This window comes from Bacillus sp. GZB (genome assembly GCF_001975995.1).
Classification (GTDB): domain Bacteria; phylum Bacillota; class Bacilli; order Bacillales; family Bacillaceae; genus Bacillus; species Bacillus velezensis.
Genome location: NZ_MTQG01000017.1, coordinates 626221 through 652689 on the forward strand (window position 1 = coordinate 626221; position 26469 = coordinate 652689).

At 48.0% G+C, this 26469-nt stretch carries 35 protein-coding genes; 26 read left to right on the forward strand and 9 right to left on the reverse strand.

Annotated features, from left to right (window positions below; genetic code table 11):
• The first annotated feature begins 14 nt into the window (after nt 1-14).
• From dsdA to BXO87_RS14000, 3 genes are all read left to right on the forward strand, one after another.
• Nucleotides 15-1364 carry a D-serine ammonia-lyase gene (gene dsdA, locus BXO87_RS13990; protein WP_038464056.1) on the forward strand — a complete coding sequence of 450 codons (1350 nt, stop codon included), beginning with the start codon at nt 15-17 and terminating at the stop codon, nt 1362-1364.
• Between the two features lie 75 nt (nt 1365-1439).
• Nucleotides 1440-2399 carry a type I pantothenate kinase gene (gene coaA, locus BXO87_RS13995; RefSeq protein ID WP_003153290.1) on the forward strand — a complete coding sequence of 320 codons (960 nt, stop codon included), beginning with the start codon at nt 1440-1442 and terminating at the stop codon, nt 2397-2399.
• Between the two features lie 24 nt (nt 2400-2423).
• Complete coding sequence (locus BXO87_RS14000) at nt 2424-2813, forward strand: VOC family protein (protein ID WP_029973629.1); 390 nt, start codon at nt 2424-2426, stop codon at nt 2811-2813.
• A 1-nt stretch (nt 2814) separates the two neighbouring features.
• On the opposite strand, the gene BXO87_RS20575 is transcribed toward BXO87_RS14000, so the two are convergent.
• The 5 genes from BXO87_RS20575 to BXO87_RS14020 all read right to left on the reverse strand — a co-directional run bounded on the left by BXO87_RS20575 (nt 2815) and on the right by BXO87_RS14020 (nt 6112).
• A complete protein-coding gene (locus tag BXO87_RS20575; RefSeq protein ID WP_007409388.1) occupies nt 2815-2982 on the reverse strand; it encodes a DUF4083 family protein in 168 nt (55 codons plus the stop codon).
• Between the two features lie 80 nt (nt 2983-3062).
• Nucleotides 3063-4145 (reverse strand): AI-2E family transporter, encoded by a 1083-nt coding sequence (locus BXO87_RS14005; protein ID WP_020956036.1) that lies wholly within the window; start codon nt 4143-4145, stop codon nt 3063-3065.
• A 72-nt stretch (nt 4146-4217) separates the two neighbouring features.
• Nucleotides 4218-4424, reverse strand: coding sequence for a YqzH family protein (locus BXO87_RS14010; RefSeq protein WP_003153294.1), 207 nt, complete (start codon nt 4422-4424; stop codon nt 4218-4220).
• Nucleotides 4425-4525: 101 nt separating this feature from the next.
• A complete protein-coding gene (locus tag BXO87_RS14015; RefSeq protein WP_076851372.1) occupies nt 4526-4870 on the reverse strand; it encodes a YolD-like family protein in 345 nt (114 codons plus the stop codon).
• Between the two features lie 15 nt (nt 4871-4885).
• On the reverse strand, nt 4886-6112 hold the full coding sequence (locus tag BXO87_RS14020; protein WP_076851373.1) for a DNA polymerase IV: 1227 nt from the start codon (nt 6110-6112) through the stop codon (nt 4886-4888).
• A gap of 215 nt (nt 6113-6327) precedes the next feature.
• On the opposite strand from BXO87_RS14020, the gene BXO87_RS14025 reads away from it, so the two are divergent.
• From BXO87_RS14025 to BXO87_RS14045, 5 genes are all read left to right on the forward strand, one after another.
• Nucleotides 6328-6798, forward strand: a complete 471-nt coding sequence (locus BXO87_RS14025) for a GNAT family N-acetyltransferase (protein WP_007409392.1) — start codon at nt 6328-6330, stop codon at nt 6796-6798.
• 12 nt (nt 6799-6810) lie between these two features.
• The gene (locus BXO87_RS14030; RefSeq protein ID WP_015240143.1) at nt 6811-7155 is read left to right on the forward strand and encodes an antibiotic biosynthesis monooxygenase family protein; all 345 of its coding nucleotides are present in this window, start codon (nt 6811-6813) and stop codon (nt 7153-7155) included.
• The gene (locus tag BXO87_RS14035; RefSeq protein WP_076851374.1) at nt 7152-8102 is read left to right on the forward strand and encodes a GNAT family N-acetyltransferase; all 951 of its coding nucleotides are present in this window, start codon (nt 7152-7154) and stop codon (nt 8100-8102) included. Before BXO87_RS14030 ends, BXO87_RS14035 begins: the two co-directional genes overlap by 4 nt.
• A gap of 90 nt (nt 8103-8192) precedes the next feature.
• The gene (locus BXO87_RS14040; RefSeq protein WP_014305346.1) at nt 8193-8555 is read left to right on the forward strand and encodes an iron-sulfur cluster biosynthesis family protein; all 363 of its coding nucleotides are present in this window, start codon (nt 8193-8195) and stop codon (nt 8553-8555) included.
• Nucleotides 8530-8769 (forward strand): DUF2552 family protein, encoded by a 240-nt coding sequence (locus BXO87_RS14045; protein ID WP_003153307.1) that lies wholly within the window; start codon nt 8530-8532, stop codon nt 8767-8769. The genes BXO87_RS14040 and BXO87_RS14045 overlap by 26 nt, the downstream gene beginning before the upstream one ends.
• Nucleotides 8770-8808: 39 nt before the next feature.
• On the opposite strand, the gene BXO87_RS14050 is transcribed toward BXO87_RS14045, so the two are convergent.
• Nucleotides 8809-9723 carry an alpha/beta hydrolase gene (locus tag BXO87_RS14050; protein WP_020956031.1) on the reverse strand — a complete coding sequence of 305 codons (915 nt, stop codon included), beginning with the start codon at nt 9721-9723 and terminating at the stop codon, nt 8809-8811.
• 122 nt (nt 9724-9845) lie between these two features.
• Here BXO87_RS14050 and BXO87_RS14055 point away from each other — a divergent pair, with 122 nt between their 5' ends.
• A complete protein-coding gene (locus tag BXO87_RS14055) occupies nt 9846-10070 on the forward strand; it encodes a YqkE family protein (RefSeq protein WP_076851375.1) in 225 nt (74 codons plus the stop codon).
• Nucleotides 10071-10102: 32 nt separating this feature from the next.
• Here BXO87_RS14055 and BXO87_RS14060 read toward each other — a convergent pair whose 3' ends face one another.
• A complete protein-coding gene (locus BXO87_RS14060) occupies nt 10103-11023 on the reverse strand; it encodes an aldo/keto reductase (RefSeq protein ID WP_007409397.1) in 921 nt (306 codons plus the stop codon).
• Between the two features lie 62 nt (nt 11024-11085).
• A complete protein-coding gene (mciZ, locus tag BXO87_RS14065) occupies nt 11086-11208 on the reverse strand; it encodes a Z-ring formation inhibitor MciZ (protein WP_041482451.1) in 123 nt (40 codons plus the stop codon).
• Nucleotides 11209-11286: 78 nt separating this feature from the next.
• Between mciZ and BXO87_RS14070 the strand changes: the two genes are divergently transcribed.
• Nucleotides 11287-11841: an NUDIX domain-containing protein gene (locus BXO87_RS14070; RefSeq protein ID WP_061046644.1), complete on the forward strand. Its 555-nt coding sequence runs from the start codon at nt 11287-11289 to the stop codon at nt 11839-11841.
• Nucleotides 11841-13004: a TIGR00375 family protein gene (locus tag BXO87_RS14075; protein ID WP_076851376.1), complete on the forward strand. Its 1164-nt coding sequence runs from the start codon at nt 11841-11843 to the stop codon at nt 13002-13004. The genes BXO87_RS14070 and BXO87_RS14075 overlap by 1 nt, the downstream gene beginning before the upstream one ends.
• A 10-nt stretch (nt 13005-13014) precedes the next feature.
• On the opposite strand, the gene BXO87_RS14080 is transcribed toward BXO87_RS14075, so the two are convergent.
• Nucleotides 13015-13368: a helix-turn-helix domain-containing protein gene (locus BXO87_RS14080; protein ID WP_007409399.1), complete on the reverse strand. Its 354-nt coding sequence runs from the start codon at nt 13366-13368 to the stop codon at nt 13015-13017.
• A 176-nt stretch (nt 13369-13544) separates the two neighbouring features.
• Between BXO87_RS14080 and BXO87_RS14085 the strand changes: the two genes are divergently transcribed.
• From BXO87_RS14085 to spoIIAB, 15 genes are all read left to right on the forward strand, one after another.
• Nucleotides 13545-14534 (forward strand): type I asparaginase, encoded by a 990-nt coding sequence (locus tag BXO87_RS14085; RefSeq protein WP_003153321.1) that lies wholly within the window; start codon nt 13545-13547, stop codon nt 14532-14534.
• A gap of 37 nt (nt 14535-14571) precedes the next feature.
• Nucleotides 14572-15999, forward strand: coding sequence for an aspartate ammonia-lyase (gene aspA, locus BXO87_RS14090; RefSeq protein WP_003153322.1), 1428 nt, complete (start codon nt 14572-14574; stop codon nt 15997-15999).
• Between the two features lie 141 nt (nt 16000-16140).
• Complete coding sequence (gene nhaC / locus BXO87_RS14095) at nt 16141-17547, forward strand: Na+/H+ antiporter NhaC (protein ID WP_038459030.1); 1407 nt, start codon at nt 16141-16143, stop codon at nt 17545-17547.
• 12 nt (nt 17548-17559) lie between these two features.
• A complete protein-coding gene (locus BXO87_RS14100; RefSeq protein WP_038459028.1) occupies nt 17560-18873 on the forward strand; it encodes an NAD-dependent malic enzyme in 1314 nt (437 codons plus the stop codon).
• A gap of 111 nt (nt 18874-18984) precedes the next feature.
• The gene (locus BXO87_RS14105) at nt 18985-19275 is read left to right on the forward strand and encodes a hypothetical protein (RefSeq protein WP_003153325.1); all 291 of its coding nucleotides are present in this window, start codon (nt 18985-18987) and stop codon (nt 19273-19275) included.
• A gap of 56 nt (nt 19276-19331) precedes the next feature.
• Nucleotides 19332-19559, forward strand: a complete 228-nt coding sequence (locus BXO87_RS14110) for a hypothetical protein (protein WP_012117898.1) — start codon at nt 19332-19334, stop codon at nt 19557-19559.
• A gap of 76 nt (nt 19560-19635) precedes the next feature.
• The gene (gene spoIIM, locus BXO87_RS14115) at nt 19636-20280 is read left to right on the forward strand and encodes a stage II sporulation protein M (protein ID WP_007409404.1); all 645 of its coding nucleotides are present in this window, start codon (nt 19636-19638) and stop codon (nt 20278-20280) included.
• Nucleotides 20281-20392: 112 nt separating this feature from the next.
• On the forward strand, nt 20393-20842 hold the full coding sequence (gene fur, locus BXO87_RS14120; RefSeq protein ID WP_003153330.1) for a ferric iron uptake transcriptional regulator: 450 nt from the start codon (nt 20393-20395) through the stop codon (nt 20840-20842).
• 115 nt (nt 20843-20957) lie between these two features.
• Nucleotides 20958-21185 carry a YqzK family protein gene (locus BXO87_RS14125; protein WP_003153331.1) on the forward strand — a complete coding sequence of 76 codons (228 nt, stop codon included), beginning with the start codon at nt 20958-20960 and terminating at the stop codon, nt 21183-21185.
• Between the two features lie 7 nt (nt 21186-21192).
• Complete coding sequence (gene xerD / locus BXO87_RS14130; protein WP_007612347.1) at nt 21193-22083, forward strand: site-specific tyrosine recombinase XerD; 891 nt, start codon at nt 21193-21195, stop codon at nt 22081-22083.
• Nucleotides 22084-22251: 168 nt separating this feature from the next.
• On the forward strand, nt 22252-23436 hold the full coding sequence (gene deoB / locus BXO87_RS14135) for a phosphopentomutase (RefSeq protein WP_015417748.1): 1185 nt from the start codon (nt 22252-22254) through the stop codon (nt 23434-23436).
• Between the two features lie 11 nt (nt 23437-23447).
• Nucleotides 23448-24266, forward strand: coding sequence for a purine-nucleoside phosphorylase (locus tag BXO87_RS14140; protein ID WP_007612343.1), 819 nt, complete (start codon nt 23448-23450; stop codon nt 24264-24266).
• A 136-nt stretch (nt 24267-24402) separates the two neighbouring features.
• On the forward strand, nt 24403-25572 hold the full coding sequence (locus BXO87_RS14145; RefSeq protein ID WP_029973633.1) for a D-alanyl-D-alanine carboxypeptidase family protein: 1170 nt from the start codon (nt 24403-24405) through the stop codon (nt 25570-25572).
• A gap of 95 nt (nt 25573-25667) precedes the next feature.
• Nucleotides 25668-26021: an anti-sigma F factor antagonist gene (gene spoIIAA, locus BXO87_RS14150; protein ID WP_007409411.1), complete on the forward strand. Its 354-nt coding sequence runs from the start codon at nt 25668-25670 to the stop codon at nt 26019-26021.
• Nucleotides 26018-26458 (forward strand): anti-sigma F factor, encoded by a 441-nt coding sequence (gene spoIIAB, locus BXO87_RS14155; RefSeq protein ID WP_003153347.1) that lies wholly within the window; start codon nt 26018-26020, stop codon nt 26456-26458. The genes spoIIAA and spoIIAB overlap by 4 nt, the downstream gene beginning before the upstream one ends.
• The last annotated feature ends 11 nt before the right edge of the window (nt 26459-26469 follow it).

The following is a 26469-nucleotide window of genomic DNA, read 5'->3' on the forward strand; positions in this document are numbered from 1 at the left end:
AGGGGGAAAAAGGAATGTCCGACCGGGATATACACAAGGCATTGATGGCAGAGCCTTTAGTCAGGCAAATGGCGGAGGCGCGTGAAGTATTTTGGATCAATCCGCATAAAACCGATGATCCAGTAAAGCATGGCGCTGAATGGAAAAAGGAGATTGCCGAAGCGGAAGAAAGGCTGCGCCGGTTTGCGCCTTATATCGCGTCGGCTTTTCCGGAGACGGAAGCGGAGGGAGGCCTCATTGAATCTCCGCTTGTCTTGATTAATGAAATGAAGAAGCATCTGGAACACAGCGCCGCTCAGGCTTTCCCCGGGCGTCTGCTTTTGAAATGCGACGACGAACTTCCGATTTCCGGTTCCATTAAAGCGCGCGGCGGGATTTACGAAGTGCTGAAGCATGCCGAAGATCTCGCGGTAAAAGCGGGAATGCTCTCAGCAGACGACGATTACAGCATATTGACTGAAGAACGGTTTACCGCTTTTTTCTCAAAATACTCTATAGCCGTCGGCTCTACGGGCAATTTAGGTCTGAGTATCGGCATAATCGGCGCGAAGCTCGGCTTTTGTGTGACCGTTCATATGTCCAGTGACGCAAAGCAGTGGAAAAAGGAGCTGCTCCGGGAAAAGGGGGTTCGCGTCATCGAATATGAAGCAGACTACAGTCTGGCTGTCAAAGAGGGGCGCATGCAGGCGAAGCAGGACCCTTATTGTTATTTTATTGATGATGAGCATTCCCGGGATCTGTTTTTGGGGTATGCCGTTGCGGGAAGCCGTGTGAAAAAGCAGCTCGACCAAATGAACATAAAGCCTGATGCAGATGAACCGCTTTTCGTTTATTTGCCGTGCGGGGTCGGAGGAGGCCCGGGCGGCGTCGCGCTTGCGCTAAAGCTGATCTATGGCGAGCATGTCCATATTTTTTTCGGTGAGCCGACGCATTCACCGTGTATGCTGTTAGGACTGTTTTCCGGCTTGCATGACGGAATCAGCGTGCAGGATATCGGTCTTGATAATCAAACGGCCGCCGACGGACTCGCGGTGGGAAGGCCGTCCGGACTGGCCGGCCCTCTGATGGAGCCTATACTAAGCGGCTGTTATACCGCCGATGACGGCACGCTTTTTTCGCTGCTTTATCAATTAAGGGCGGCCGAGAATAAGAGCCTTGAACCCTCTGCACTCGCCGGACTGGCCGGGGCCGTCAAGGTCGTTCAGACCGAAGCCGGAAACCGTTATATAAAAGAGCGGGGGCTTGAGATGGAAAATGCCGTGCACCTTGTGTGGAGCACCGGCGGAAGCATGGTTCCGGAGGAGGAAATGGAAGAGTACAGCCGGATCGGTTCCTCATTTTTGAAAAAAATGGGCAGACAGTGAAGCGGTTTTCCGTTACAATCTTTGTAAGCGTTTGTTTTTTTATCGGAAAGCCATACAGAGAGATTGGTGTGAATTGTGAAAAGTAAAGAATTGAACTTACATACATTGTATACGCAGCACAGCCGCGAGTCGTGGGCCGGATTCGGCGGCCATCTTTCCATTGCCGTTTCAGAGGAAGAAGCCAAGGCGGTAGAGGGGCTGAATGACTACCTGTCGGTGGAAGAAGTAGAAACGATCTACATTCCGCTTGTGCGCCTTCTCCATCTTCATGTCACGTCTGCCGCAAGACGGAATCAGCATGTCAATGTGTTTCTGAAGCATCCGCATTCAGCGAAAATCCCGTTTATCATCGGAATCGCGGGCAGCGTCGCCGTCGGCAAAAGCACGACGGCGAGAATTTTGCAAAAGCTTCTTTCCCGTCTGCCGGACAGGCCGAAGGTGAGCCTGGTGACAACCGACGGTTTCTTGTATCCGACGGCGGAATTAAAAAGGAAAAACCTTCTGTCCAGAAAGGGATTCCCGGAAAGCTACGACGTGAAAGCGCTGCTTGAGTTTCTGAACGATATAAAGTCGGGGAAAGAGAGAGTGGAGGCGCCCGTATATTCCCATCTTACGTATGACAGGGAAGAGGGCGCCGTCGAGGTTGTCGAAGGTGCGGATATCGTTATTATCGAAGGAATCAATGTCCTGCAGTCGCCGACCTTAGAGGACGACAGGGAAGATCCGCGGATTTTTGTATCGGATTTCTTTGATTTTTCGATCTATGTGGATGCCGAAGAAAGCCGGATTTTCACGTGGTATTTGGAGCGTTTCCGCCTCTTAAGAGAAACCGCTTTTCAGGATCCGGCTTCTTATTTTCATAAATTTAAGGATTTGTCTGATGCAGAAGCGGATACCATGGCCGCCTCCATTTGGGAGAGCGTCAACCGTCCGAATCTGTATGAAAATATCCTGCCGACAAAATTCAGATCGGATTTGATTTTGAGAAAAGGTGATGGCCATAAAGTTGAAGAGGTGCTGGTAAGGCGGGTGTGATGGGAGGAGGAAGCGAATATTATGATGCATCATATTGAGTTGTATGTATCTGACTTGAAAGCCTCCGCCCGGTTTTGGGGATGGTTTTTAGGTGAGCTCGGTTATAGAGAATTTCAAAATTGGGACTCCGGCATCAGCTGGAAAAACGCAGGATTTTATGTTGTGCTTGTACAGACAGAGGAGCGTTTTTTAACACCGGAGTACCACAGATGCCGGGTCGGGCTGAACCATCTGGCTTTTCATGCTGCATCAAGAGAGCAGGTTGACGAGATGACAGAAAAGCTGCTTGCCAGAGGATGCCCCGTGCTTTACAGGGACCGCCATCCATATGCAGGCGGAAGCACGCATTACGCCGTATACACGGAGGACCCGGATCGGATAAAAGTGGAGCTCGTTGCGCCTGCTTCTGAATGAACTATAACTTTTCGTTTTTTTCTTCGCGCAGCGCGTCGAGTTTCTTTTCGATTCTGTCCAATTGTATGCGGCGCTTGTTCAAGCTTCTGAATACGTATATCACGGCAAACAGGAAAAATGCGGCTGCAATAAATGAAATCAATTGAAAAATGACATCACCGATGTTCATCTTTTTTACCTCCGTGTGCGGCGGGTTTCTTCAGCCCGCCGTTTTTTCATTTTGACCGATGTGAAGACATGGGGGATGAATCATTTCTCTCCTAGCTTTGTTTTTTTTCTGAGAATGAATAGTTTCTGCATGTGGCTTATGACCACTTTTGCGGCCGCATATCCCGGAATGGCCAGAAGCATCCCGGCAATTCCTGAGAATTTGCCGGCGGCAAGCAGAAGAAAAATAATGGTCAGCGGGTGAATGTCCAGCTTCCGTCCCATAATTTGCGGGGAAATCAGCTGGCTTTCAAGCTGCTGTACAATGACGACGACCGTAATCACCAGCACCGCCTCGGTCGGTGAATCGAACAATCCGACAATGACTCCGGGAAATGTGCCGATCCAAGGCCCGATAAACGGAATCAGGTTTGTCACCATGGCGAACGCGCCCAGAACGAGCGGATAATCGAGCCCGATTATAAAATAGCCGATTGTGACGAGTACGCCGACACAAAAACTGACGAGCAGCTGTCCTTGTATGTATGAACTGAGAGCTTCATCCATGTCCTGAAGGATTTGTTTTCCTTCTTTTTTATGTTTTTCCGGAAGAAGCCGCAGCAGTCGCCGGGGGGCTTTGTTTCCTTCTTTTAACATGTAATACAGCGCAAACGGAATAATGGCTGCGGTGATGGCGGCATTGGCAGCCGTACCGGCCAGGCTGCTGAGAGAATCAGCGATTGAACCGGAATAATTTGCGGCTTTGTCTGCTAATTTTTTAAAGGAATCCCCATGCTGAAGCCGGGAAAACCATTTGCTGTCCTGAAGATGCCCGATCCAATTTTCAGCTTTTGCGGAAAGCTCCGGAATATGATCTGTGAAGGCTGTAAACTGTTTTTGAACGGCAGGGCCCGCCGTATAAAGGAAGAGGACAAAAAGGCCGGCTGTTCCCGCATAAATCGCTAAAATCGCGATTCCTTCGGGCAGCTTTAATTTCGCATGCAGCACTCTGACGAGCGGGCGGCACAAATAGTAAAGGACGCCCGATAATACAATGGGCGGAAACAAGGTTTTAACCGTAATCACAACAGGCTGGAACAAAAAGTCTATTAATGTTCCGAGATAAATGATGAGAAATAACAGAAGAACGGCATAGCCGATCCTGAAATAAGGCCCGACAGGCATATCCTGCACCACGCAATCTTTAAGGGTTTACTCTCGGACATTTCCCTTATCGCCCGGTGCATAAACGTCGTGTCAGGAAAACTGCCCCTGATTGGTGACGTAATCGTAGATAATATCTTCTACATGGGCATGGAGATCCTCATCGGGTTCTTCATTCCTTCTTTCTTCTAAAGCTTTTTTTAAACTCTGTTTTTCATAGGGGCTCAGCGGATCTGTCGACACATTCCGTCCATACTGGCGGAGGGCTTGTCCCAGCATTTTTTCTATAAATTGATCCATTATATATTCTCCTATTCTTGTCATTCATCTTTATTCTACTAAATATCATGTGATCCTCCCACTCTTCTATCATATTTTCTGTCAGGGCCGGGTTAGGATTTTTATTCCAATTCAGCTGAGAGAATACGATGAAACGGCAGCGTTAACGCATCTTCATCGTTTATGATTTTTAAACGCTTTTCGTCATGCCTCACTTGTTTTACCCAGCCCCAAAAGCGGCGGGGGCCGTGTGCGGAAGCGTAGGTGACCGAAATGGCCCTGCCTTCTTCAATCGACGCCGCAATGATGCGGTTCATGTCGTTCAGTTGCTCTTCGCTCAGTTCCGGAGGCCGGAATTCCCGTTCTTTTCGTTTTTTCGCAAGCAGCTGCTCCCGATGTTCGGGCAGCATCATCCGGCTTGATTCCCACATGACATTATACCCGGGTGTTAATTTGTTCGGATTCATGTATATCACCTCAAATTATTTGTAATGCCCGCCGATTTTTTCAGCCCGGTGAAAGGCTTGGCCGGCCTCTGTCAGTGAAGCGGCATGGAGGAGCGACGCAGGGCCGTACCGCTCATGAATATCATCCAATACTTTGCCGAGACTGATCTTTTTTTCCTGGGCATCGAACAGGCTCAGCTGAACATAATCACAAGGCTCCAGCTGGGAAAGGGAGACGCCGGCGCTGCGGACGGGCGCACCGTTCCAATGCTCTTTGAAGAGCTTGACCGCCGTTTTAAAAATATCCATTCCGAAATTAGTCGGTGACACCAGCTTTCTCTGTCTGTGAAAACCTGAAGGGAATTCAAAATCAGCGCCTCTGATGCTGACCGAAACCGTATGGCCGATGTATTGTTTGAAACGGGCGCGGCGGGCCACTTCTTCGCTTAACTCCAGCAGCACGACTTTGATATCCTCAAAGCGGCTGTAGTCTCTCGGGAGGGTCATGTTATGGCCGATCGCTTTTTGCCGGCTGTGCGTGTTGACGGTGACCGGAGAGGGATCGATGCCGCGGGCTGTCCGCTGAAGCAATTCGCCGTTAATGCCCCAGCGTTTTTTCAGCAATTCGGCGGGGTGTCCGGCAAGCCCGCCGATTGTGCTGATACCCATCCGTCTTAAATGATGCTCCATCCGTTTTCCGATGCCGAATAATTTTCCGATCGGCAGCGGCCACAGATCCTGCCTGATATTTGACATATCCAATCTGTGGATGCCGGATGCGTTTTTTTTGGCAAAATGGTCGCAAGCCATTTTCGCGAGCGCCTTATTCGGCCCGATGCCGACACGGGCATAAATTCCGAATTCACGCATAATCGCTTGCTGAATGCTTTCGGCAATTGTAAAAGGATCACCGAACAGCCGCCTGCTTCCGGTCACGTCGAGAAACTGCTCATCGATGGAGTAGGGTTCTACAAGATCGGTATACCGTTCAAACAGTTCGGTAATCATGACGGATACATCAATATACCGCTGCATCCGCGGACGGACAATAACGGCGTCGGGACATTTGGCCTGCGCTTCCCACAGCCGTTCGGCATTTTTTACGCCGTATCGTTTGGCGAGCGGACAAGCCGCAAGCACGACGCCGCTGCGTCTTTCGGGATCTCCCGAGACAATCACGGGCCGGCTTTTGAGATGAGGCGCTTCCGCTTTTTCCACAGACGCATAAAACGATTGCATATCTACAAGAAGAATATCAGCCATAAAAAAACCTCCGGGAACATTTGTTCTGTTTTTCATTGTACCCGAACAATGATCACGTTTATACTGGTAAATCATTCCCCGGCTGGAAGACGTGCTGATTCGTTCGCTTGAAAAGAAATCATTTACAATTGCAAACAACCCACATATAATTTTTTATATTCCAATGAGAAGAGCTGACATTCATTTTGCCGGACGAAAAGGAGAGTCAATCGATAATGGATATTCGAACAATTACCTCTGAAGACTATGAAATGGTTACGTCTGTTTTGAATGATTGGTGGGGCGGCAGGCAGATGAAAGACAAACTGCCGCGCTTGTTTTTTGAACATTTTCAGGACACAAGCTTTATCACGTACGGGCCGGAGGGAATGACCGGTTTTTTAATCGGTTTTCAGTCACAATCAGACCCTGAGACAGCCTACATTCATTTTTCCGGTGTGCATCCGGATTTCAGAAAAATGCAAATTGGAAAACAGCTCTACGATCGATTTATGGAGACGGTGAAAAAAAGGGGCTGCACAAAAGTCAATTGCGTGACGGCACCTGTCAATAAAGTATCAATCGCTTATCATACAAAATTAGGCTTTGAAGCTGAAAAAGGAACCAAAACCGTAAACGGAATCCCTGTTTTTGCGAATTATGACGGTCCGGGAGAAGACCGGATTCTGTTTGTGAAATATATGTAGAGGGGGATGAATATGGGTTTTTTAGCTGACACGCCCAAACCGCCTTATTATGCGGTCATTTTTTCATCAATAAAGGGAAAATATGATGAGGAATATGAACATACGGCAGAGCGCATGATGAATTTGGCAGGCGGACAGCCGGGCTTTTTAGGTGCGGAAAGCGTTCGGGAGGAAAACGGCTGCGGCATCACGGTTTCCTACTGGGACAGCCTGGAAGCGATTAAAAGGTGGAAAGATCATACTGACCACCAGGCGGCAAAACAAAAAGGAAAAACCGCCTGGTATGAAGCGTACGCGGTCCGCATTACGAAGACGGAGTCACAGCGGATGTTTGCGTCAAAAGGGGCGGAAGATTGATTACATTTTTACAGCATACACAAGAACAGACCGCGCGGGAAATTGCGGCGGTTCAGCGCTGCGCTTATCAAAAAGAAGCCGAGCTGATCGGCTTTTTCGGCATTCCCGCCCTGCATGAAACACCCGATGATATACAGCGGTCACGGGAGACGTTTGCCGGTTTCAAGGAAAAAGATCAGCTTGCAGGCGTCATTTCGTATGAAAAAAAGGGATATGACCTTGTCATATGCAGGCTGACGGTGCACCCGTCCGGCTTTCGAAAAGGAATCGGACGGGCGCTTATTCAATTTGTGATAGATCAAAACCGGGACGCCCAAAAAATAGAGGCGGCTACCGCCAGCCAAAACGTTCCGGCAGTCTCTCTCTATTTAAAAACAGGTTTCACAGAAGCCGGACAGATAGAGACGCCGGAAGGGTTGACCCTCTCGTTTTTTCATCTTTATCCGAAGAGGAAAGCGGAAGTTGTTCCGTACAAGCCGGAATGGAAAGAAATATTTGAAAGAGAGAAGACGGACTTGATCCGAATCTTCGGCCCAGCACTTCATTCTGTCAGCCACATCGGCAGCACCTCTATCCCGGGGATGGCCGCCAAACCCGTCATCGATATACTGGCGGAGGTCAAAGATATTTCGGATGCCGACCGATTCAGTCCGCAGCTGGAAGCACTCGGCTATGAGGCGAAAGGGGAAAACGGGATAGAGGGCCGGCGTTTCTTTCAAAAAGGCGGCAGCAAGCGCACACATCACGTCCACATATACGAAACAGGCCATCCGGACGTGAAGCGTCATCTGCTGTTCCGGGATTACCTCACTGCAAAGCCTGAAAAAGCGGCTCAATACATGGAACTGAAACGGCACCTCGCTAAGACATACCCATACGATATGGCAAAGTATAGTGAAGGGAAAAATGACTGGATCAAGGCGGCTGAACAAGAGGCAAAGGACTAAGGAGAGCGGGCTGCTGTAAAGAAAGCAGAAACAATGCATACAGCGGCTCGGTATGCTACAATGGCGAAAATGAAAAACGGAGGATCATCTATGCAAATACATGTGACGGATGCGGCGAAACACACACTTCAGCAGGCGATGGACGCCAACCCGGGGAAAAAAGCGCAGCTCCGCTATGACGCAGAAGGCTGCGGGTGCGCGGTGAGCGGCGTGCCGACCATCTGGCTGGCGGACGAATTAACGGGACAATGCGAAGCCATTGAAACCAACGGACTTCCGCTTTACATCCAGACCTCACAAAAAGTGTTTTTTGACGAGGAAATGACAATCGATTACAATGAAAAGGCAAAAACGCTCGTCTTAAAAAGCCCGGCAGAGATGCTGAGCCCGAGAATGAGCATATTAGTAAAGCAGGGAGAAACGGAAAGTGAATCAAAAGCTGAAAGCCATTAAACAGACGGCACAGCATAAAACGTGGGTATCCTTTCTGAACAACAACCACCCGTACAGTCTGCTGCACTGGTCCATCGGAGGCGCTGAATCCGTTCAGAAGGATGTCTGGCTGCTTCAGGATGAGATGACCTTCAAAGCGCAGGAGTTTACGACAATCGACCTCGCCATTGATTGGATCGGAGAAAATATGGACGGGATTACCGACGTTTTATGACGGGAAAGCGAAAGAACCAGCATACGTTCTTTCGCTTTTTTACGTTTGCGTCATGGTATCTAAAAAGGTTTGAACGGCTTTACGGTAGCTCTCCGGATTTTTGGTGTACGACATGGCATGCCCTCCCGATTCGGCCAGATAGAGCATCTTAGGGCCGCGTTTTCTGCGGTGCAGCAATTCGGAACAAGCGGAGGGTATATAATCATCTTCCTTACTGTGAATAAACAGCACGGGCTGCCGGATGCGGCTGATAACCGATAGAGGAGATACATCACGGATACGGTAGCCTTCTCTCATCCGCAAAAAGAAATCAGCCAAAGGCAGAAGCGGCCACGGAGGCAGCCGGAACTCCCGCTTCAGCCTGTAGGCGAGCTGATCGCGAAAGCTTGCGAACGGACAGTCCGCAATATAAAAATCAGCGCCGTTTTCATCCTGATGCCCGCCCGCGTATAATAAGGCCGTCACCGCCCCCATCGATTCCCCGTGGATGCCGATTCGACCGCCGTCTCCGGTTTTGTGTCTCACCCAATTCACGGCTTCTTCCAAATCATCTTTTTCAAAATAGCCGTAGCTCGTCGTTCTGCCGCCGCTTTTTCCGTGCCCGCGGTGGTCATATACGAGCACATTCCATCCTAAATCTAAAAATAAATCCATGTATTTCAATGAATTGAACGAATTTACGGTAACGCCGTGACAAATAATCATGGTGTTTGCCGTATGATGCGGGGCGACGTAAAAGCCTTTGATCTCATACCCGTGGCGTGACAGGATGACGGCTTCTTCTTTTTCCATGGCCTGAAAGGAATCAAATCTATCATGCCCGTCCGCCGTTTCTTTTTTCATGATATCTTCATCCGTCTTTTTCTTCATAAACATAATCAGATTCGTAAAAGCGAATCCGGCAGCCAAAAAGACTGCGCAAGCCGAACCGAACACCGCCAGCCATTTTTTCACACAGGCACCCTCCTTTCATATGAAAAATCCTTCCTCCGGCTTTTCAGGACCGTGAACGTTGCCGGCCTCCGGCGCTCCGTGGTACACTTGCTTCACCATATTCAGATACGGGGGGCGTCATGATGAAAAAGCAGCTGCCTAACGAAAAACACAGCTTAAAAGACGATCTGGGGGAAGATCTGAAGGCCAGGCTTTTGCAAATGAAAAGTGAGCTGAAGGAAGAAGACGAGAAAAAACAGGCGCAGCAAAAGGCGGAACAAATCAGAAAGCGAAAAGAAAAAGAAAAACATAAAAGCTTTGAAGAGCTTCTGAATGAAAGCAGTCTCGATTGGCACAAATATAAATAAACCGGCATCTGACAAGGTGCCGGTTTTATTGTTTAAGAACGATGGGCTTCGTATACGTCCCGTTTTGTATGGTATTGCAGGGCTTTGATTTCCTGGCTGCTTAAACGCCGGGCCTCTGCAGCCGAACAGTTTTCTCTCAGCTGCTCAAGTGAGCTGGCTCCGGTGATGACAGAAGCGACGGCCGGCTGTGACAGTAAGTATTGAAGAGAAAGCTCCGTCATGCTCAAGTCAGGTGCGGCAGCGCTGATCGCTTTTTTGGTTTCTGCCAGTTCTGCAAAAGAATATGTTAAATAGCCGTTCTCTTTTACGCTTGCGGCCGCTTGATCAAGCGGTTTTTCCGTAAGAAGCCCTTTAGCGACAGGCCCTCTTGCGACTACGCTGATTCCGTTCTCCTCTAAAAGGGGAAGCCACTCCTCGGGACGCCGGTCCAGCAGGCTGTATTGCATCATAACGCTGGTGATATTTGATTTTTTCACATATTCTTTAATAACATTCGGACGAATCGAGGAAATGCCGTAATACCGGATGACACCTTCCTGTTTTAAGTCCTCAAATGCTTCGATCGTTTCGTCAATATGGTCTTCCATCGTGCCGCCATGCAGCTGATAAAGGTCGATATAGTCCGTTTTCAGCCGGCGCAGGCTGTTTTTGACCGCTTCTTTTATGTAGCCCTTGGAAGCGTCCCAATGCCAGCCGTCTTTATCATCATTCCAGCGGTTTCCGGCTTTCGTGGCTAAAATGATGTCGTGCCTGCGGTTTTTGACGGCCTCCCCGACAATTTCCTCATTTCTGCCGAAATCATAAAGATCAGCGGTATCTAAATAATTGATTCCAAGCTCGATCGCTTCATCTAAAATAGACAGCGCTTTAGCTTTATCCGTGCCCAGCGACATACAGCCGAGCCCGATTTCGCTTATTTCTAAATCAGAATGTCCCAGTGTGCGTTTTCTCATCGTTTCGCTCCTTTTTATAGTCTTTTATTGACCGTAATATAAAGGCGCGAAGTTTTCAACTGTTAAGGCCCGGTGATCCAATCTCCGATATAGCGGAATGTCCGTCCGTATTCTTTCAGTTTAGCCCGCACTTCCCACGCCTTTCCGACCAATACGATACTCTTATCCTTCCGGTACACCTTCAATCGAAAAGCACCTCCCTCTCATGCATGTATGATAAAATATATGAGGCATAATAGAGAGACAGAACGGGAGATGAAATGATGAAACATTTAGAAGAAAAAACACTTGCGAAAAAAAAGCTGTATGACGGGAAAGTCATAGATCTTTACTTAGAGGATGTAGAGCTCCCGAACGGAAAAACAAGCAAGCGGGAAATCGTCAAACATCCGGGAGCGGTGGCCGTACTTGCGGTGACCGAGGAAGGAAAAATCATTTTGGTGAACCAGTTCAGAAAGCCGCTGGAACGGACAATCGTTGAAATTCCGGCCGGGAAGCTTGAAGAGGGGGAAGAGCCGGAACATACGGCGTTAAGAGAGCTCGAGGAAGAAACGGGATATACGGCGGAAACCTTGACGAAAATCACCGCTTTTTATACATCACCCGGGTTTGCTGATGAAATCGTGCATCTCTTTCTTGCGGAAGGGCTTTCGCTGCTGGAAGAAAAACGAGAGCTGGATGAGGATGAATTTGTCGAAGTCATGCAGGTCACGCTTGAAGAGGCCGTGAAGCTGATTGAATCCCGCAGGGTGTATGACGCAAAAACGGCGTACGCGATTCAGTATCTCCAGCTGAAAGAAGCGCTGAAGGAAAAATGATGAAAACCATCTATGCGGATCTGCATATTCATATCGGCCGCACCTATACGGGAAAACCGGTCAAAATCACCGGGGCCAAAACGTTGACGCTGCACCGGATTTTAGAAGAAGCCAGTGAGGGGAAGGGAATTGAACTATTGGGCATCATCGACTGCCATTCCCCGGAAGTCATAGAAGAAATCGAGCGCGGAATTGATGAAGGCGGATACCGTGAGCTGAAAGAAGGCGGCATCCGGTATCGGAATACGACGCTTCTGTTGGGCAGTGAGCTTGAAATCTATGATCACACATGCCGCGGGCCGATTCACGTTCTCGTCTTTATGCCGGCTCTTGCCGAAATGAAGATGTTTTCTGAGTGGCTCGCAAAAAGGCTTAAAAATATCCATCTCAGTTCCCAGCGCATTTATGAAACCGGTTTGAATCTACAAAGGAAAACAAAGGAATTGGGCGGGCTGTTTATTCCCGCCCATATGTTCACCCCGCATAAAAGCCTGTACGGAAAAGGGGTCATATCTTCTTTGAGAGAAGTTTTCGACCCGTCGCTCATTGACGCGGCGGAACTCGGGTTAAGCTGTGACACCGACATGGCTTCGCGGGTAACAGAACTTGATCCGTATACATTTTTAACAAATTCTGATGCGCATTCCTTAGGAAAAATCGGCAGAGAATATAATGAAATGCTTCTTAAAGAAGCGAATTTCACGGAATTTTCGCTGGCTTTAAAAGGGAAGGACGGAAGAAAAATCACGGCGAATTACGGGCTGAACCCGAAGCTCGGGAAGTATTACCGGACGGCTTGCGACCGCTGCGGCAGCCCGGTTGAAAAAGGAGCTTCCGCATGTCCGGAGTGCGGGGGGAAAACAATGACAAAAGGGGTCAGTGAACGGCTGGAGGAACTGAGCGGCCCGAAAAAAAGCCGCGTGCCGCGGCCGCCGTATATTCATCAAATCCCGCTGCAGTTCATTCCCGGGGTCGGGCCGAAAACGTTAGAAAAACTGAAGCGGGCTTTCGGGACAGAGATGGCGATTCTTCATCAGGCGCAAGAAGAGGAATTGGCGCGTGTCGTCCAGCCTAAAATAGCGGCTGTCATTCATAAAGCGCGCACCGGGCAGCTCGTCCTTGAGGCCGGGGGCGGAGGGACGTACGGCAGAATCAAGCCGTAAAAGCCGGTTTTTAGCGGAGCTCCTCCTGCACCTTCTTTTTCGTGCGGACAAACGCAATCAATTCGATGATTTCATCCTGATTCAGCGGCTGTCCGTCAACGGTCAGTGTGCCGCGGCCTTGTGCGGCGTTTGTTAATTCGATGGTCTGGGCAAACGGCTCCGCCTTTTTTTCAGTGCGCCCCAGTAAATCGTCGCACGTCGTGTCAAACAGATCGGCAAGCGTGCCCAGCGCCTCGAATGACGGACGCCGGTATCCTGATTCATACCCGGCGTACGTGCTTTTGGCGATGCCGAGACGGTCAGCCGTATATTGAAGAGACCAATTTTTCTTTTTTCTCAGTTCAGTTAAACGATCTAAATTCATATTCAAAACCGCTCCTTTTCACTTGAGCAAATTATATCATATCGATATGCAAAAGTGTACGCGAATTGAATAATAATCACTTGATTAATTTCATTCGTCTGTCTATAATTTGATTAAAAGTATGCGAAAAGCGAATGCTTAACACATCTTGAGAAATGGATGAAGAGGTGCAGGGTATGAAAAAATTATTGCTGTTAACAACCGGAGGAACAATCGCCTCAGTCGAAGGAGAAAACGGGCTTGCACCCGGGGTGAAAGCAGACGAATTGTTAACCTACGTATCAAAACTTGATAACGATTACACGATGGAAACCCATTCGTTAATGAACATCGACAGCACAAATATGCAGCCTGAATACTGGGCCGAAATCGCAAATGCTGTCAAAGAAAAATATGACGCATATGACGGGTTCGTCATTACGCACGGGACAGACACAATGGCTTATACATCAGCGGCACTGTCTTATATGCTTCAGCATGCTGATAAACCGATCGTCATTACGGGTTCGCAAATCCCGATTACATTTCAAAAAACCGATGCCAAAAAAAATATCACGGACGCGATCCGCTTCGCATGTGAAGGGGTGGGCGGCGTATACGTCGTATTTGACGGCAGAGTCATTCAAGGCACACGCGCCATTAAATTAAGAACGAAAAGCTATGATGCATTTGAAAGCATTAACTATCCGTATATCGCGTTTATTACCGAAAACGGAATTGAATACAACAAACAAGTGCACATGCCAAAAGACGATGCTTTTACGGTCAATACTTCACTTTGCACGGACGTGTGCCTGCTCAAGCTCCACCCGGGGCTGAAACCGGAAATGTTTGACGCATTAAAGGGCATGTACAAAGGAATCGTCATTGAAAGCTACGGCAGCGGCGGCGTGCCGTTTGAAGGAAGAGACATTCTCGCCAAAGTCAATGAAATGATTGAAAGCGGCATTGTCGTCGTCATTACGACACAATGTCTTGAAGAAGGAGAGGACATGAGCGTCTATGAAGTCGGCCGAAGAGTCAATCAAGATCTCATTATCCGCTCCAGAAATATGAACACGGAAGCCATCGTGCCGAAATTAATGTGGGCGCTCGGCCAGTCTCACAACTTGGCTGAAGTCAAAAACATTATGGAGACACCGATCGCAGACGACGTTGTACTGTAAAAACATGACTACCACAAAGAGAAAGTAGGGTTTTAGCATGACAAACGCGCAAAAAGAATATCGTCAGGAAAAAGATTTCCTCGGAGAAAAACAAATTGAAGCTGATGTGTATTACGGAATACAAACGCTGCGCGCGAAAGAAAACTTTCCGATTACCGGCTACCGCATCCACGAAGAAATGATTAATGCGCTCGCCATCGTCAAAAAAGCGGCGGCGCTTGCCAACATGGATGTAAAACGGCTGTATGAAGGAATCGGAAATGCGATTGTACAGGCCGCAGATGAAATTCTTGAGGGAAAATGGCATGACCAATTTATCGTCGATCCGATCCAAGGGGGAGCCGGAACGTCCATGAACATGAATGCCAACGAAGTAATCGGCAACAGGGCTCTTGAAATCATGGGCCATAAAAAAGGTGAATACATTCACCTCAGCCCGAACACACACGTCAACATGTCACAATCGACGAACGACGTGTTCCCGACGGCAATCCATATTTCAACCTTGAAACTTTTGGATAAGCTCCTTGATACGATGGCGCATATGCTCAGTGTCTTTAAAGATAAAGCGAAACAATTTGATTCTGTCATTAAAATGGGGCGCACACACCTTCAGGACGCTGTGCCGATCCGTCTCGGACAGGAATTTGAAGCATACAGCCGCGTGCTTGAGCGTGACATAAAGCGAATTAAACAATCCCGCCAGCATCTGTATGAAGTAAACATGGGGGCAACGGCCGTAGGTACGGGACTTAACGCCGATCCGCGCTACATAGAACAGGTTGTAAAGCACCTGGCTGACATCAGCGGACTGCCGCTTGTCGGCGCCGGCCATTTGGTTGACGCCACACAAAACACTGATGCGTATACGGAAGTTTCAGCCGCGTTGAAAGTATGCATGATGAACATGTCTAAAATCGCCAACGATCTGCGCTTAATGGCTTCAGGTCCGCGCGCGGGACTTGCGGAAATTTCACTGCCCGCCCGTCAGCCGGGATCATCCATTATGCCTGGGAAAGTCAACCCTGTAATGGCTGAGCTGATCAACCAAATCGCCTTCCAGGTCATCGGGAATGACAATACGATCTGCCTCGCTTCAGAAGCGGGCCAGCTGGAGCTTAACGTAATGGAGCCGGTGCTCGTATTTAACCTGCTTCAATCCATCAGCATCATGAATAACGGGTTCCGTTCATTTACCGATCATTGTCTGGCGGGAATTGAAGCCAACGAAAAACGTCTGAAGCAATACGTGGAAAAAAGCGTCGGCGTCATTACAGCGGTCAATCCGCACCTCGGGTATGAAGCGGCTGCGCGAATTGCCCGTGAAGCAATCATGACGGGGCAATCTGTAAGAGATCTTTGCCTTCAAAATGATGTACTGACAGAAGAAGAATTGGATATCATTTTGAATCCGTATGAAATGACAAAACCGGGGATTGCCGGAAAAGATCTATTAGAAAAATAAATTTTAAAGCAACAACAGCCGCCTTTTCACGTTTTTTAGTGAATAGGCGGTTGCCATACAAAGGGATGAGGCAGTATAGTATAATTTGTTATATCATTTGATGAAAGCGTTTTAGCTTTTTTCTTCTAGGGGGATTTTCTTATGAAAGAGGTCAGATTGCCGAATTTATTGGAAATTATTATCTTATTATTCGGGTTTTTAGCACTTGTCTTATCGTTCACAGTGTTTTTAGACTTGCCGATCCAGCTAGCTCTATTAATATCCTGGTTTTTCGCTATTATTCTCGGAGTCAGGCTGGGATATTCCTATAAAGACTTGCAGGCTTCGATTGTCACCGGGATATCAAACGGTCTTGAAGCGGTGTTGATTCTTGTTTCGGTCGGTGCGCTCATCGGGACATGGATTGCCGGCGGCGTTGTGCCGACGTTAATTTATTATGGATTAGAGTTTATTAATCCTCATGTTTTCCTTCTGGCTACACTGGTTATTTGTTCCGTTATGTCCGTTGCGACCGGAACGTCGTGGGGAACCGTGGGAACCGCGGGGATCGCCATGATTGCCATCGGAGAGGGAATGGGTATACCGCTTCCGATCGTAGCGGGAGCCGTTTTGTCCGGCGCTTACTTCGGAGACAAGCTTTCACCGCTGTCTGACAGTACGGTGCTTGCCTCCACGCTTTCTAAGGTGGATGTGCTGTCACACGTCAGAGCGATGATGTATCTGTCAATTCCGTCCTATATTATTACGGCCATTCTATTTACCGTAACGGGATTTATATACGGCGGAAAAAATATTGATCTCGACAAAGTGGAATTTTTAAAATCTTCATTGCAGAAAACGTTTGACATTCATATATGGATGCTCATTCCGGCTGTTGTCGTCGTTGTCCTTCTGATTTTGAAAAAGCCGTCTATGCCCGTTATCGTCATCGGTGCTTTGCTTGGCGCAATCTGGGCTTCCGTCTTTCAGGGAATGAATTTTGCCAGTGCCATCGCGACTGCTTATAATGGTTTTTCTATTAAAACGGACGTCGAATTTTTAAACGGCCTGTTAAACCGCGGAGGCATTACCGGTATGCTGGATACGTTAGTCGTTATCCTGTTCGGTCTTGGTTTTGGAGGAATTCTTGAGAAGCTCGGTGTATTAAAAGTGATTGTCTCAACTTTTGAGAAAAAGCTGACCACACCGGGAAATGTGACGCTTTCGACATTGATCGTCGCCCTTTTAGGAAACATTTTCGGCTGTGCGATGTACGTGTCATTGATCCTGACGCCGAAAATCATGGAGAATAGTTATGATAAACTGAAACTTGACAGAAGAGTTTTATCCCGGAACGCAGAGGTGGGCGGCACGCTTACTTCAGGGATGGTGCCGTGGTCTGATAACGGCATCTATATGGCCGGCATTCTCGGCGTATCCACATTTTCTTATCTGCCGTTCATGTGGCTCAGTTTTGTATCTATCGGACTGGCAATATTATACGGATACACGGGGAAATTCATTTGGTACACGAAAGAAAAATCCTTGCAATCTCAAAAGTTGGGTTAGGAGGTTCATTTCATGATTACAAAGCATATGATTCGGACGTTAATGATTGAAACGCCGACTGTTCCCGGAAATCTCGGAAAAGTGGCAACCGCCATCGGAGTGATGGGCGGAGATATCGGGGAAGTTGAAACCGTTAAAGTCGGCCCGAACTACACAATGCGCAACATCACGGTGCAGGCTGAAAATGAAGAGCAGCTGCAGGAAATCATTCAAGCCATTGAAGCTCTCGGTAAAGGCATCCGGCTTCATACAGTCTCAGATGAAGTGCTCTCTGCTCATGAAGGCGGCAAAATTCAGATGAAAAGCAAAATGCCGATCCGGACATTGGCTGAGCTTGGCCGTGTTTATACGCCGGGTGTCGCCGATGTGTGCAGACTGATTGAAAACGAGCCTGAAAAAGCGTCCATCTATACGACAATCAGCAATTCTGTCGCCATTGTCACCGACGGCACGGCGATTCTCGGCCTCGGCAATATCGGCTCTGTCGCCGGAATGCCCGTAATGGAAGGGAAAGCCGCGCTTTTTGACCAGCTGGCGGGTATCAGCGGAATTCCGATTTTGCTCGATACCTCTGATCCGGAAGAAATCATTCGCACGGTAAAACATATTTCTCCGGGGTTCAGCGGAATTCTGCTTGAAGATATCGGTTCGCCTCACTGCTTTGACATTGAAGACCGCCTGAAAGAAGAACTGGACATTCCGGTTATGCACGATGACCAGCACGGCACGGCGGTCGTCACGCTCGCCGCCGCCATTTCCGCTTGTAAAAGCGCCGGTCTTGATTTAAAAGAAGCGAAGGTCGGTCAGATCGGTCTCGGCGCGGCAGGCGTCGCCATCTGCCGCATGTTTATGGCATACGGAGTCAAAGCGGTCTGCGGAACGGACAAGTCAGAAGACGCAATGAACCGCCTCGCTCAGTACGGAGGTCAGCCGCTTGGAAGTATCAAAGAATTAATGGACACGTGTGACATTGTGATCAGCACCACAGGAGTTCCGGGCCTCATTAAAAAAGAGGATGTCAGAAAAGGACACGTCATTCTGGCCTTATCTAATCCGAAGCCGGAGATTGAACCGGAAGAGGCATTACAAGCCGGAGCCGCTTATGCAGCTGACGGCCGTTCGGTCAATAATGTTCTCGGCTTCCCGGGGATTTTCCGCGGCGCGCTGAACGCCAAAAGCAAGAAAATCGACCATGAAATGCTTGTGGCGGCCGCAGAAGCCATCGCCTCTTGCACAAAACACGGCGATCTCGTGCCTCAGCCTTTGGATGCGGACGTGCATCAGGCCGTATCAGCAGCCGTAGAACGGGCCGCGGCAGGAAAATAAACAACTCTTACAGTACCGGACATGTGCCGGTGCTGTTTTTTTATCATGAATAGGAAGCGGAATTCTTAGGCAGGCTAACGATAGCAAAAGACGGAATAAAGAGGTGTCGATGTGGATTATTTTCCGCTGATCCATACAAATATTTGGGATGCTGTGATCGGCGTGCCGGTCGTCTTATGCGTCACACAGCTGATCAAAGTGTTCTGCCGGGTTCCGGGCATATTCGTTCCCACGATTGCCCTTGCTGCCGGAAATGTTGTGTCTATCGTTTTCGGTCACCATGAACACGTGTATGCGGGGATTTTTATGGGATTTTTTTACGGATACGCCGCAATGGGGAGCTATTCATCTGCGAAAACGTCTCTGCGCGCTTACCGGTCGAAACATGAGCCGTATTCATGAACACATCTGGATTTTTTTGTTATGATAAAGAAAAGGGAAAAAGGAGCGATTGGCACATGGCGAAGAGCAAAACGAAAAAAATGCGGGAGCATCTCAAAAGAAACGGGATGCGTGACGCAGTCCTGTCAAGGGGGACGGCGCCGTCTTTCAGCACCCATGAAAGAGTGACGAAAACCAAAAAAGACAGGCTTGAAAGAATAAAGCATAAAAAAAGGAACCCCTATGATCACCGGAGTGATGACGGGGGTTCTTTTTTTATGCCCGAATCTCGCGCCTTTCTATGATTTCTCTGTCATGTTTTCTCTTTTCTTTCATACAATCTACTAAATCAAGTCAATAGATTAGCGGGAGGAAAGCGGTATGAGAAAACAATCGTACAAAGAACTGTTTTTTCGCCATGTAAAGGATCATCTGTCACTTTATATATTTGTGTTCGTCTTGTTTTTGATGGGGGTCATTTTCGGGGCGATCATCGTCAACAGCATGACCATCACGCAGAAAGAAGATCTGTATTACTATTTAAGCAAGTTTTTCGGACAGCTGTCTGACGGAAAACATGCCGGCGCTTCAGAAATGTTTTGGCAGGCCGTCTTTCATGATGTGAAATATTTGGGGCTGATGTGGATCCTCGGTATTTCCGTGATCGGTCTTCCGGTTATTTTCATTATGGTGTTTTTAAAAGGAATCGTCGTCGGCTTCACGGTCGGTTTTTTAGTGAATCAGATGGGGATGAACGGATTTTTCCTGTCATTTATTTCGGTTCTGCCGCAAAACATCGTTCTCATTCCGGCATATCTTATCATGGGGACATGCTCCATCGCTTTTTCACTGAAACTGATCCGGCAGCTGTTTGTCAAACGCAGCCTTCATGACGCGCCGATCCAATGGTTCGGACGCTACGCCTTCGTGCTGATTCTCATCGTTTTCTTCTCGGTCATCGCCTCGCTGCTCGAGGCGTACGTGTCTCCGCTGTTTATGGAAAAGCTGTCATCACGCATATTTTAGAATGATTATCACAAAATAATACTTTTATTTATCAGTTTATAATAATTATAGTTGGAACTCTGCGCGTATTTTGTTATAATGAGTCATGGAATGCGGCGTAGGAGGGAAAGACATGGAAAACCGTATTGATCGAATTAAAAAGCAGCTGCACTCGTCAAGCTACAAGCTTACGCCACAGCGGGAAGCAACGGTAAGAGTGCTGCTTGAAAACGAAGAAGACCATTTAAGCGCAGAAGATGTATACCTCCTCGTAAAAGAGAAATCTCCTGAAATTGGTCTCGCTACAGTATACCGTACATTAGAATTATTAACAGAATTAAAAGTCGTTGATAAAATTAACTTCGGGGACGGCGTATCCCGATACGACCTTCGCAAAGAAGGCGCGGCTCACTTTCATCACCATTTGGTGTGCATGGAGTGCGGAGCCGTCGATGAAATTGAAGAAGATCTGCTTGAAGACGTTGAAGAAGTGATTGAACGTGATTGGAAATTTAAAATTAAAGATCATAGATTGACTTTTCACGGAATCTGCCACCGCTGCCGCGGGGATGAAACAGAGTAAAAGCCTACGAACCTTTTCTGCCAGGAAAGGGTTTTTTGCTGTTTTTATGTATAAAAGCCTTTGAAATTGGCATAAGGTGTACTAACAGCCGCCAAAAGAAAGGGTCGATCGAAAGATGGGCAGATTCCTAAAAACAGCCGCGGATACGATCAAAGTGTTTATTCTGTTCACAGGTTTTACCGCGCTGTTCTATTATGCTATGATATGGGTGAATTCAGAGTATGAAAACTATCATCGGTACGATAAACCGGAAGGCTCCGCCGTCAAAGTGGCCAAAACGGAACATGAGGAGAAAGACGGCTGGTTCGGCCGATTGATCTTTTTTTACCAAAACGGGGAGTAGATCAAGAGTGAAGGATCAAATTAAGGATTTCATCCATTATGTGAGGGTTGAAAGAGGGCTGTCCCAAAATACGATGATGTCCTATGAGCGTGATCTGAAAAGTTATTCTCTCTTCTTAACTGAAAGCCTTCAGATCACTTCATGGAATGATGTGACCCGTCTTCATATTATTCAATATTTAAAGCATATAAAGGACTCCGGGAAATCCGGCAAGACGTCTGCAAGGCATTTGGCGTCAATCCGGTCTTTTCATCAATTTCTGTTAAGGGAAAAAGCCGCGGATAAAGATCCTTCGGTACATATTGAAACACAAAAAACAGAGCGGACGCTTCCGAAAGTATTGGCGCTTCACGAAGTTGAGCGATTATTGGACACGCCTAAGCTTGACAGCCCGTTCGGTCTCAGGGATAAAGCCATGCTTGAACTGCTGTACGCGACCGGCATCAGGGTCAGCGAGATGATCGAGCTGAAATTATCCGACGTCCATTTGACGATGGGATTTGTCCGCTGCTTCGGAAAAGGGCGGAAAGAGCGGATTGTGCCGATTGGTGAAGCCGCTTCTCATGCGATAGAAGCATACATTGAAAAAGCCAGAGGGAAATTATTAAAGAAAAACGTAACCGAAGCGCTTTTTCTGAATCATCACGGCAGGCAGATCAGCCGTCAAGGTTTTTGGAAAAACCTGAAAAAAATCGCACTTGAAGCGGGGATTAAAAAAGAGCTGACACCGCACACGCTTCGGCACTCTTTTGCAACGCACCTGCTCGAAAACGGCGCGGATCTGCGCGCCGTGCAGGAGATGCTCGGACATGCCGATATTTCCACGACGCAAATTTATACGCATGTGACGAAAACAAGGCTGAAGGACGTGTACAAACAGTATCATCCGCGCGCTTAGGAGCCGCTGCCAGAGGGGCCGCGGCTTTTTTTGCCGGATTGGCGGAATACAGAGAAGGTTCTAATTATTTGAATCGGCATTGTCAACAAGAATGTAAACGGTTTATACTTGAGTTGTCTGACCTCTGTAAGCTACAATGGACAGATGGAAGAAAAGGAGGTTTTTATGATGTCTGAATACAAATATAACCGGGTATTTTTGATCGTAATGGATTCTGTCGGAATCGGTGAAGCGCCGGACGCCGCCGATTTTAATGATATAGGCGCAAATACGCTCGGACACATCGCAGAGCACATGAACGGCTTACATATGCCCCATATGGCGCAGCTCGGTCTCGGACTGATCGGAGACATTAAGGGCGTGGAAAAAACGGAGCACCCTCTTGCGTACTACGGAAAAATGCAGGAGGCGTCAAACGGGAAAGATACGATGACGGGGCACTGGGAGATTATGGGCCTCTACATTGAAAAACCGTTTAAAGTGTTCCCGGAAGGATTTCCGGATGAACTTCTTCAGGAACTTGAGCGGCGTTCAGGACGGAAAATCATCGGAAATAAGCCGGCTTCAGGCACGGCGATTCTGGACGAGCTCGGAAAAGAACATATGGAAACGGGTGCGCTGATCGTTTATACATCAGCAGATTCCGTACTGCAGATTGCGGCTCACGAAGATGTCGTTCCGCTTGACGAACTGTACAGCATCTGTGAAACGGCCAGAGAACTGACGCTTGATCCGAAGTACATGGTCGGCCGGATTATCGCAAGACCGTTCGTCGGAGAACCGGGCAGCTTCAAACGCACGCCGAACCGTCATGATTATGCGCTCAAACCGTTCGGCCGCACGGTAATGAACGGAATGAAAGACAGCGGATTAGACGTCATTTCCATCGGCAAAATTTCTGATATTTATGACGGAGAAGGCATTACATCTTCCCGCCGCACGGTATCTAATATGGATGGCATGGACAAAGTGATTGAAACGCTCGGTGAAGAGTTCACGGGCCTGAGCTTTGCCAACCTCGTTGATTTTGACGCGCTGTACGGACACCGCCGCGATCCGGAAGGGTACGGAAAAGCGCTCGAGGAATTCGACGCGAGGCTTCCGGAAGTGTTTGAAAAAATGAAAGAAGATGATCTGCTTATCATCACTGCGGATCACGGCAATGATCCTGTCCATCACGGCACGGATCACACGAGGGAGTATGTGCCGCTTCTTGTGTACAGCAAAAAGCACAAGCACACTGAACAGCTGCCGCTTGCGGATACATTTGCCGATATCGGGGCAACCATTGCGGATAATTTCAAAACGGAAAAGCCGGAATACGGAAAAAGCTTTTTATCAAGATTACAGTAGGGGGACTTTTTTTGAAACAAAAGATCGAACGTGCTGCTGCATTTATTAAAGAACACGTGAAAGAAACACCAAAGATCGGTCTGATTTTAGGGTCAGGGCTCGGCGTATTGGCCGATGAAATTGAAGGAGCTGTCAAGCTTACATATGAAACGATCCCTGATTTTCCGGTCTCAACGGTAGAAGGCCATGCCGGCCAGCTTGTGATGGGAACGCTTGAAGGTGTGCAGGTCATCGCGATGCAGGGCCGCTTTCATTACTATGAAGGCTACTCAATGGATCAGGTCACATTTCCCGTCCGCGTGATGAAGGCGCTCGGCGTTGAATCTCTCGTCGTGACGAATGCAGCCGGCGGTATCAACACTGAATTCCGCGCCGGCGATCTGATGATTATTACAGACCACATCAACTTTACGGGCACCAACCCGTTAATCGGGCCGAACGAAGCTGAATTCGGACCGAGATTCCCGGACATGTCAGAAGCCTATGACAAAGAGCTGTCAAGCTTGGCTGAAAAAACGGCCGATGAGCTGGGCATTCCTGTTCAAAAAGGGGTGTATACAGCTGTTACGGGGCCGTCTTACGAAACGCCTGCTGAGGTTCGGTTTTTAAGAACGATGGGTTCTGACGCTGTCGGCATGTCGACCGTGCCGGAAGTCATCGTCGCCAACCACGCGGGGATGCGCGTGCTCGGCATCTCATGCATTTCCAACGCGGCGGCAGGTATTCTTGACCAGCCGTTATCCCATGAAGAAGTAATGGAAATGACGGAAAAAGTAAAAGGCGGCTTTTTGAAGCTTGTAAAAGCCGTAGTCGCACGATCTCAAAAATAAGTCAGCATAAGTCAGCTGTTTCTTCGGAAGCAGCTGTTTTTTTATGCCCTCAACACGAAACATTTTCCAGATGAGGCGTATAAAACCACCGGATTTGGAAAAAATAAAAAGGATTATGAAATGGAGGGCTTTGGAGATGAAACGTCTTATATCCACTTTGTTGATTGGCATTTTATTAACGGCATCAGCACCGTCCGCTTTTGCAAAGCCGGACGGAAAACATACATCGGAGCTCGCTCATGAAGCCAAAAGCGCCGTGCTGATTGAACGCGATACGGGAAGCATTCTTTATAACAAGAACAGCAGGGAGCGTCTGGCGCCGGCAAGCATGACAAAAATCATGACCATGCTTTTAATCATGGAAGCGCTTGACAAAGGGAAAATAAAGATGAGCGATAAAGTCAGGACGAGTGAACATGCTGCGTCCATGGGCGGATCACAGATTTTCCTTGAACCCGGAGAAGAAATGACGGTAAAAGAAATGCTCAAAGGAATTGCGATAGCTTCCGGAAATGACGCATCTGTCGCAATGGCGGAGTATATCGCCGGTTCAGAAGAGGATTTCGTCAGCCGGATGAACAAAAAAGCAAAAGAATTGGGATTGAAAGATACCTCCTTCAAAAACCCGACGGGACTGCCCGAAAAAGACCATTACAGCTCTGCTTATGATATGGCGAAAATGGCGAAGGAATTATTAAAGTATGATAAAATCACTCAATTTACAGGAACGTATGAGGATTATTTAAGAGAAAATACAGACAAAAAGTTCTGGCTCGTCAATACAAACCGGCTGATCAAATTTTATCCGGGTGTAGACGGCGTGAAGACGGGCTTTACAGGCGAAGCAAAGTATTGTTTAACCGCCACCGCTAAAAAAGGAAATATGAGGGTCATTGCTGTCGTTTTCGGAGCCAGTACTCCGAAAGAAAGAAATGCCCAAGTGACCAAAATGCTTGATTACGCCTTCAGCCAGTTCAAAACACACCCGCTGTACAAACGGGATCAAATCGTCGGAACGGTAAAAGTGATAAAAGGAAAAAAGAAACTGATCAAGCTGACCACATCTGAGCCGATTTCTCTTCTGGCCAAAAAGGGAGAGAACATGGACAAAGTAAAAAAAGAAGTGAAAATCAACGGCAATGTAACGGCTCCGGTTAAAAAAGGAGAGGTGCTCGGCAGCCTCGTTCTGAAAAAAGACGGAAAGGTGCTCGTTGAAAGCCCGGTCACGGCAAAAGACGACATGGAAAAAGCGGGTTTTCTCACTTTTCTGAAGCGGACGATGGGAGATTGGACAAAATTTAAATAATCGTGGCGAACGGACACTAGTTTTGTCATAGTGAAGGAATTGCTTTCCCGAAAATCGAAACACTCATTATCCGATCATATCAAGGAGGAATGAGCATGAGCCTTGGAATTGACTTTCATGTCAAAGAATCCGTGCTTTGTATTCGATTAACAGGTGAACTCGACCATCATACGGCAGAATCATTAAAACAAAAGGTTACTGAATCGCTGGAGGCTGACGGCATCCGTCACATCGTGCTGAACCTTGAAGATCTTACCTTCATGGACAGCTCCGGCCTCGGCGTGATTTTAGGGCGTTATAAACAAATTAAACAGCTCGGCGGAGAAATGGTCGTGTGCGCGATTTCGCCCGCGGTGAGACGTCTGTTTGACATGTCCGGCCTGTTTAAAATCATCAGGTTCGAACAATCAGAACAAAAAGCGCTTTTAACGTTGGGGGTGGCATCATGAAAAACGAGATGCATCTTGAATTTTCAGCCCTCAGTCAGAACGAATCGTTTGCGCGCGTAACAGTTGCTTCTTTTATCGCACAGCTCGACCCGACGATGGATGAGTTGACGGAAATCAAGACCGTCGTATCAGAAGCGGTAACAAACGCGATCATCCACGGCTATGAAGAAAACTGCGACGGAAAGGTGTACATCTCCGTTACGCTGGAGGATCATGTCGTCTATCTGACCATACGTGACGAAGGCCTCGGGATCACGGATCTTGAGGAAGCGCGCCAGCCGCTCTTTACGACAAAACCCGAGCTTGAGCGCTCCGGAATGGGCTTTACCATTATGGAAAACTTCATGGATGATGTCACGATTGATTCCTCGCCGGAGATGGGAACGACGATACGCTTAACAAAACACCTATCAAAAAGCAAAGCGCTTTGTAATTAAGGAGATTTGTT

Excerpts from the sequence above, each read along its gene's own strand:
- nhaC (WP_038459030.1), top strand. The coding sequence starts at position 16,141 with ATGAAAGAGGTCAGATTGCCGAATTTATTGGAAATTATTATCTTATTA.
- BXO87_RS14005 (WP_020956036.1), bottom strand. The coding sequence starts at position 4,145 with ATGCCTGTCGGGCCTTATTTCAGGATCGGCTATGCCGTTCTTCTGTTA.
- BXO87_RS14070 (WP_061046644.1), top strand. The coding sequence starts at position 11,287 with ATGAAACATTTAGAAGAAAAAACACTTGCGAAAAAAAAGCTGTATGAC.
- BXO87_RS14030 (WP_015240143.1), top strand. The coding sequence starts at position 6,811 with ATGGGTTTTTTAGCTGACACGCCCAAACCGCCTTATTATGCGGTCATT.
- BXO87_RS14055 (WP_076851375.1), top strand. The coding sequence starts at position 9,846 with ATGAAAAAGCAGCTGCCTAACGAAAAACACAGCTTAAAAGACGATCTG.
- BXO87_RS14085 (WP_003153321.1), top strand. The coding sequence starts at position 13,545 with ATGAAAAAATTATTGCTGTTAACAACCGGAGGAACAATCGCCTCAGTC.
- BXO87_RS14125 (WP_003153331.1), top strand. The coding sequence starts at position 20,958 with ATGGGCAGATTCCTAAAAACAGCCGCGGATACGATCAAAGTGTTTATT.
- BXO87_RS14145 (WP_029973633.1), top strand. The coding sequence starts at position 24,403 with ATGAAACGTCTTATATCCACTTTGTTGATTGGCATTTTATTAACGGCA.
- aspA (WP_003153322.1), top strand. The coding sequence starts at position 14,572 with ATGACAAACGCGCAAAAAGAATATCGTCAGGAAAAAGATTTCCTCGGA.
- BXO87_RS14000 (WP_029973629.1), top strand. The coding sequence starts at position 2,424 with ATGCATCATATTGAGTTGTATGTATCTGACTTGAAAGCCTCCGCCCGG.
- spoIIAB (WP_003153347.1), top strand. The coding sequence starts at position 26,018 with ATGAAAAACGAGATGCATCTTGAATTTTCAGCCCTCAGTCAGAACGAA.
- BXO87_RS20575 (WP_007409388.1), bottom strand. The coding sequence starts at position 2,982 with ATGAACATCGGTGATGTCATTTTTCAATTGATTTCATTTATTGCAGCC.
- BXO87_RS14025 (WP_007409392.1), top strand. The coding sequence starts at position 6,328 with ATGGATATTCGAACAATTACCTCTGAAGACTATGAAATGGTTACGTCT.
- BXO87_RS14080 (WP_007409399.1), bottom strand. The coding sequence starts at position 13,368 with ATGAATTTAGATCGTTTAACTGAACTGAGAAAAAAGAAAAATTGGTCT.
- BXO87_RS14010 (WP_003153294.1), bottom strand. The coding sequence starts at position 4,424 with ATGGATCAATTTATAGAAAAAATGCTGGGACAAGCCCTCCGCCAGTAT.
- BXO87_RS14040 (WP_014305346.1), top strand. The coding sequence starts at position 8,193 with ATGCAAATACATGTGACGGATGCGGCGAAACACACACTTCAGCAGGCG.
- BXO87_RS14015 (WP_076851372.1), bottom strand. The coding sequence starts at position 4,870 with ATGAATCCGAACAAATTAACACCCGGGTATAATGTCATGTGGGAATCA.
- fur (WP_003153330.1), top strand. The coding sequence starts at position 20,393 with ATGGAAAACCGTATTGATCGAATTAAAAAGCAGCTGCACTCGTCAAGC.
- BXO87_RS14075 (WP_076851376.1), top strand. The coding sequence starts at position 11,841 with ATGAAAACCATCTATGCGGATCTGCATATTCATATCGGCCGCACCTAT.
- spoIIAA (WP_007409411.1), top strand. The coding sequence starts at position 25,668 with ATGAGCCTTGGAATTGACTTTCATGTCAAAGAATCCGTGCTTTGTATT.
- BXO87_RS14110 (WP_012117898.1), top strand. The coding sequence starts at position 19,332 with ATGGCGAAGAGCAAAACGAAAAAAATGCGGGAGCATCTCAAAAGAAAC.
- BXO87_RS14060 (WP_007409397.1), bottom strand. The coding sequence starts at position 11,023 with ATGAGAAAACGCACACTGGGACATTCTGATTTAGAAATAAGCGAAATC.
- BXO87_RS14100 (WP_038459028.1), top strand. The coding sequence starts at position 17,560 with ATGATTACAAAGCATATGATTCGGACGTTAATGATTGAAACGCCGACT.
- dsdA (WP_038464056.1), top strand. The coding sequence starts at position 15 with ATGTCCGACCGGGATATACACAAGGCATTGATGGCAGAGCCTTTAGTC.
- BXO87_RS14020 (WP_076851373.1), bottom strand. The coding sequence starts at position 6,112 with ATGGCTGATATTCTTCTTGTAGATATGCAATCGTTTTATGCGTCTGTG.
- spoIIM (WP_007409404.1), top strand. The coding sequence starts at position 19,636 with ATGAGAAAACAATCGTACAAAGAACTGTTTTTTCGCCATGTAAAGGAT.
- deoB (WP_015417748.1), top strand. The coding sequence starts at position 22,252 with ATGTCTGAATACAAATATAACCGGGTATTTTTGATCGTAATGGATTCT.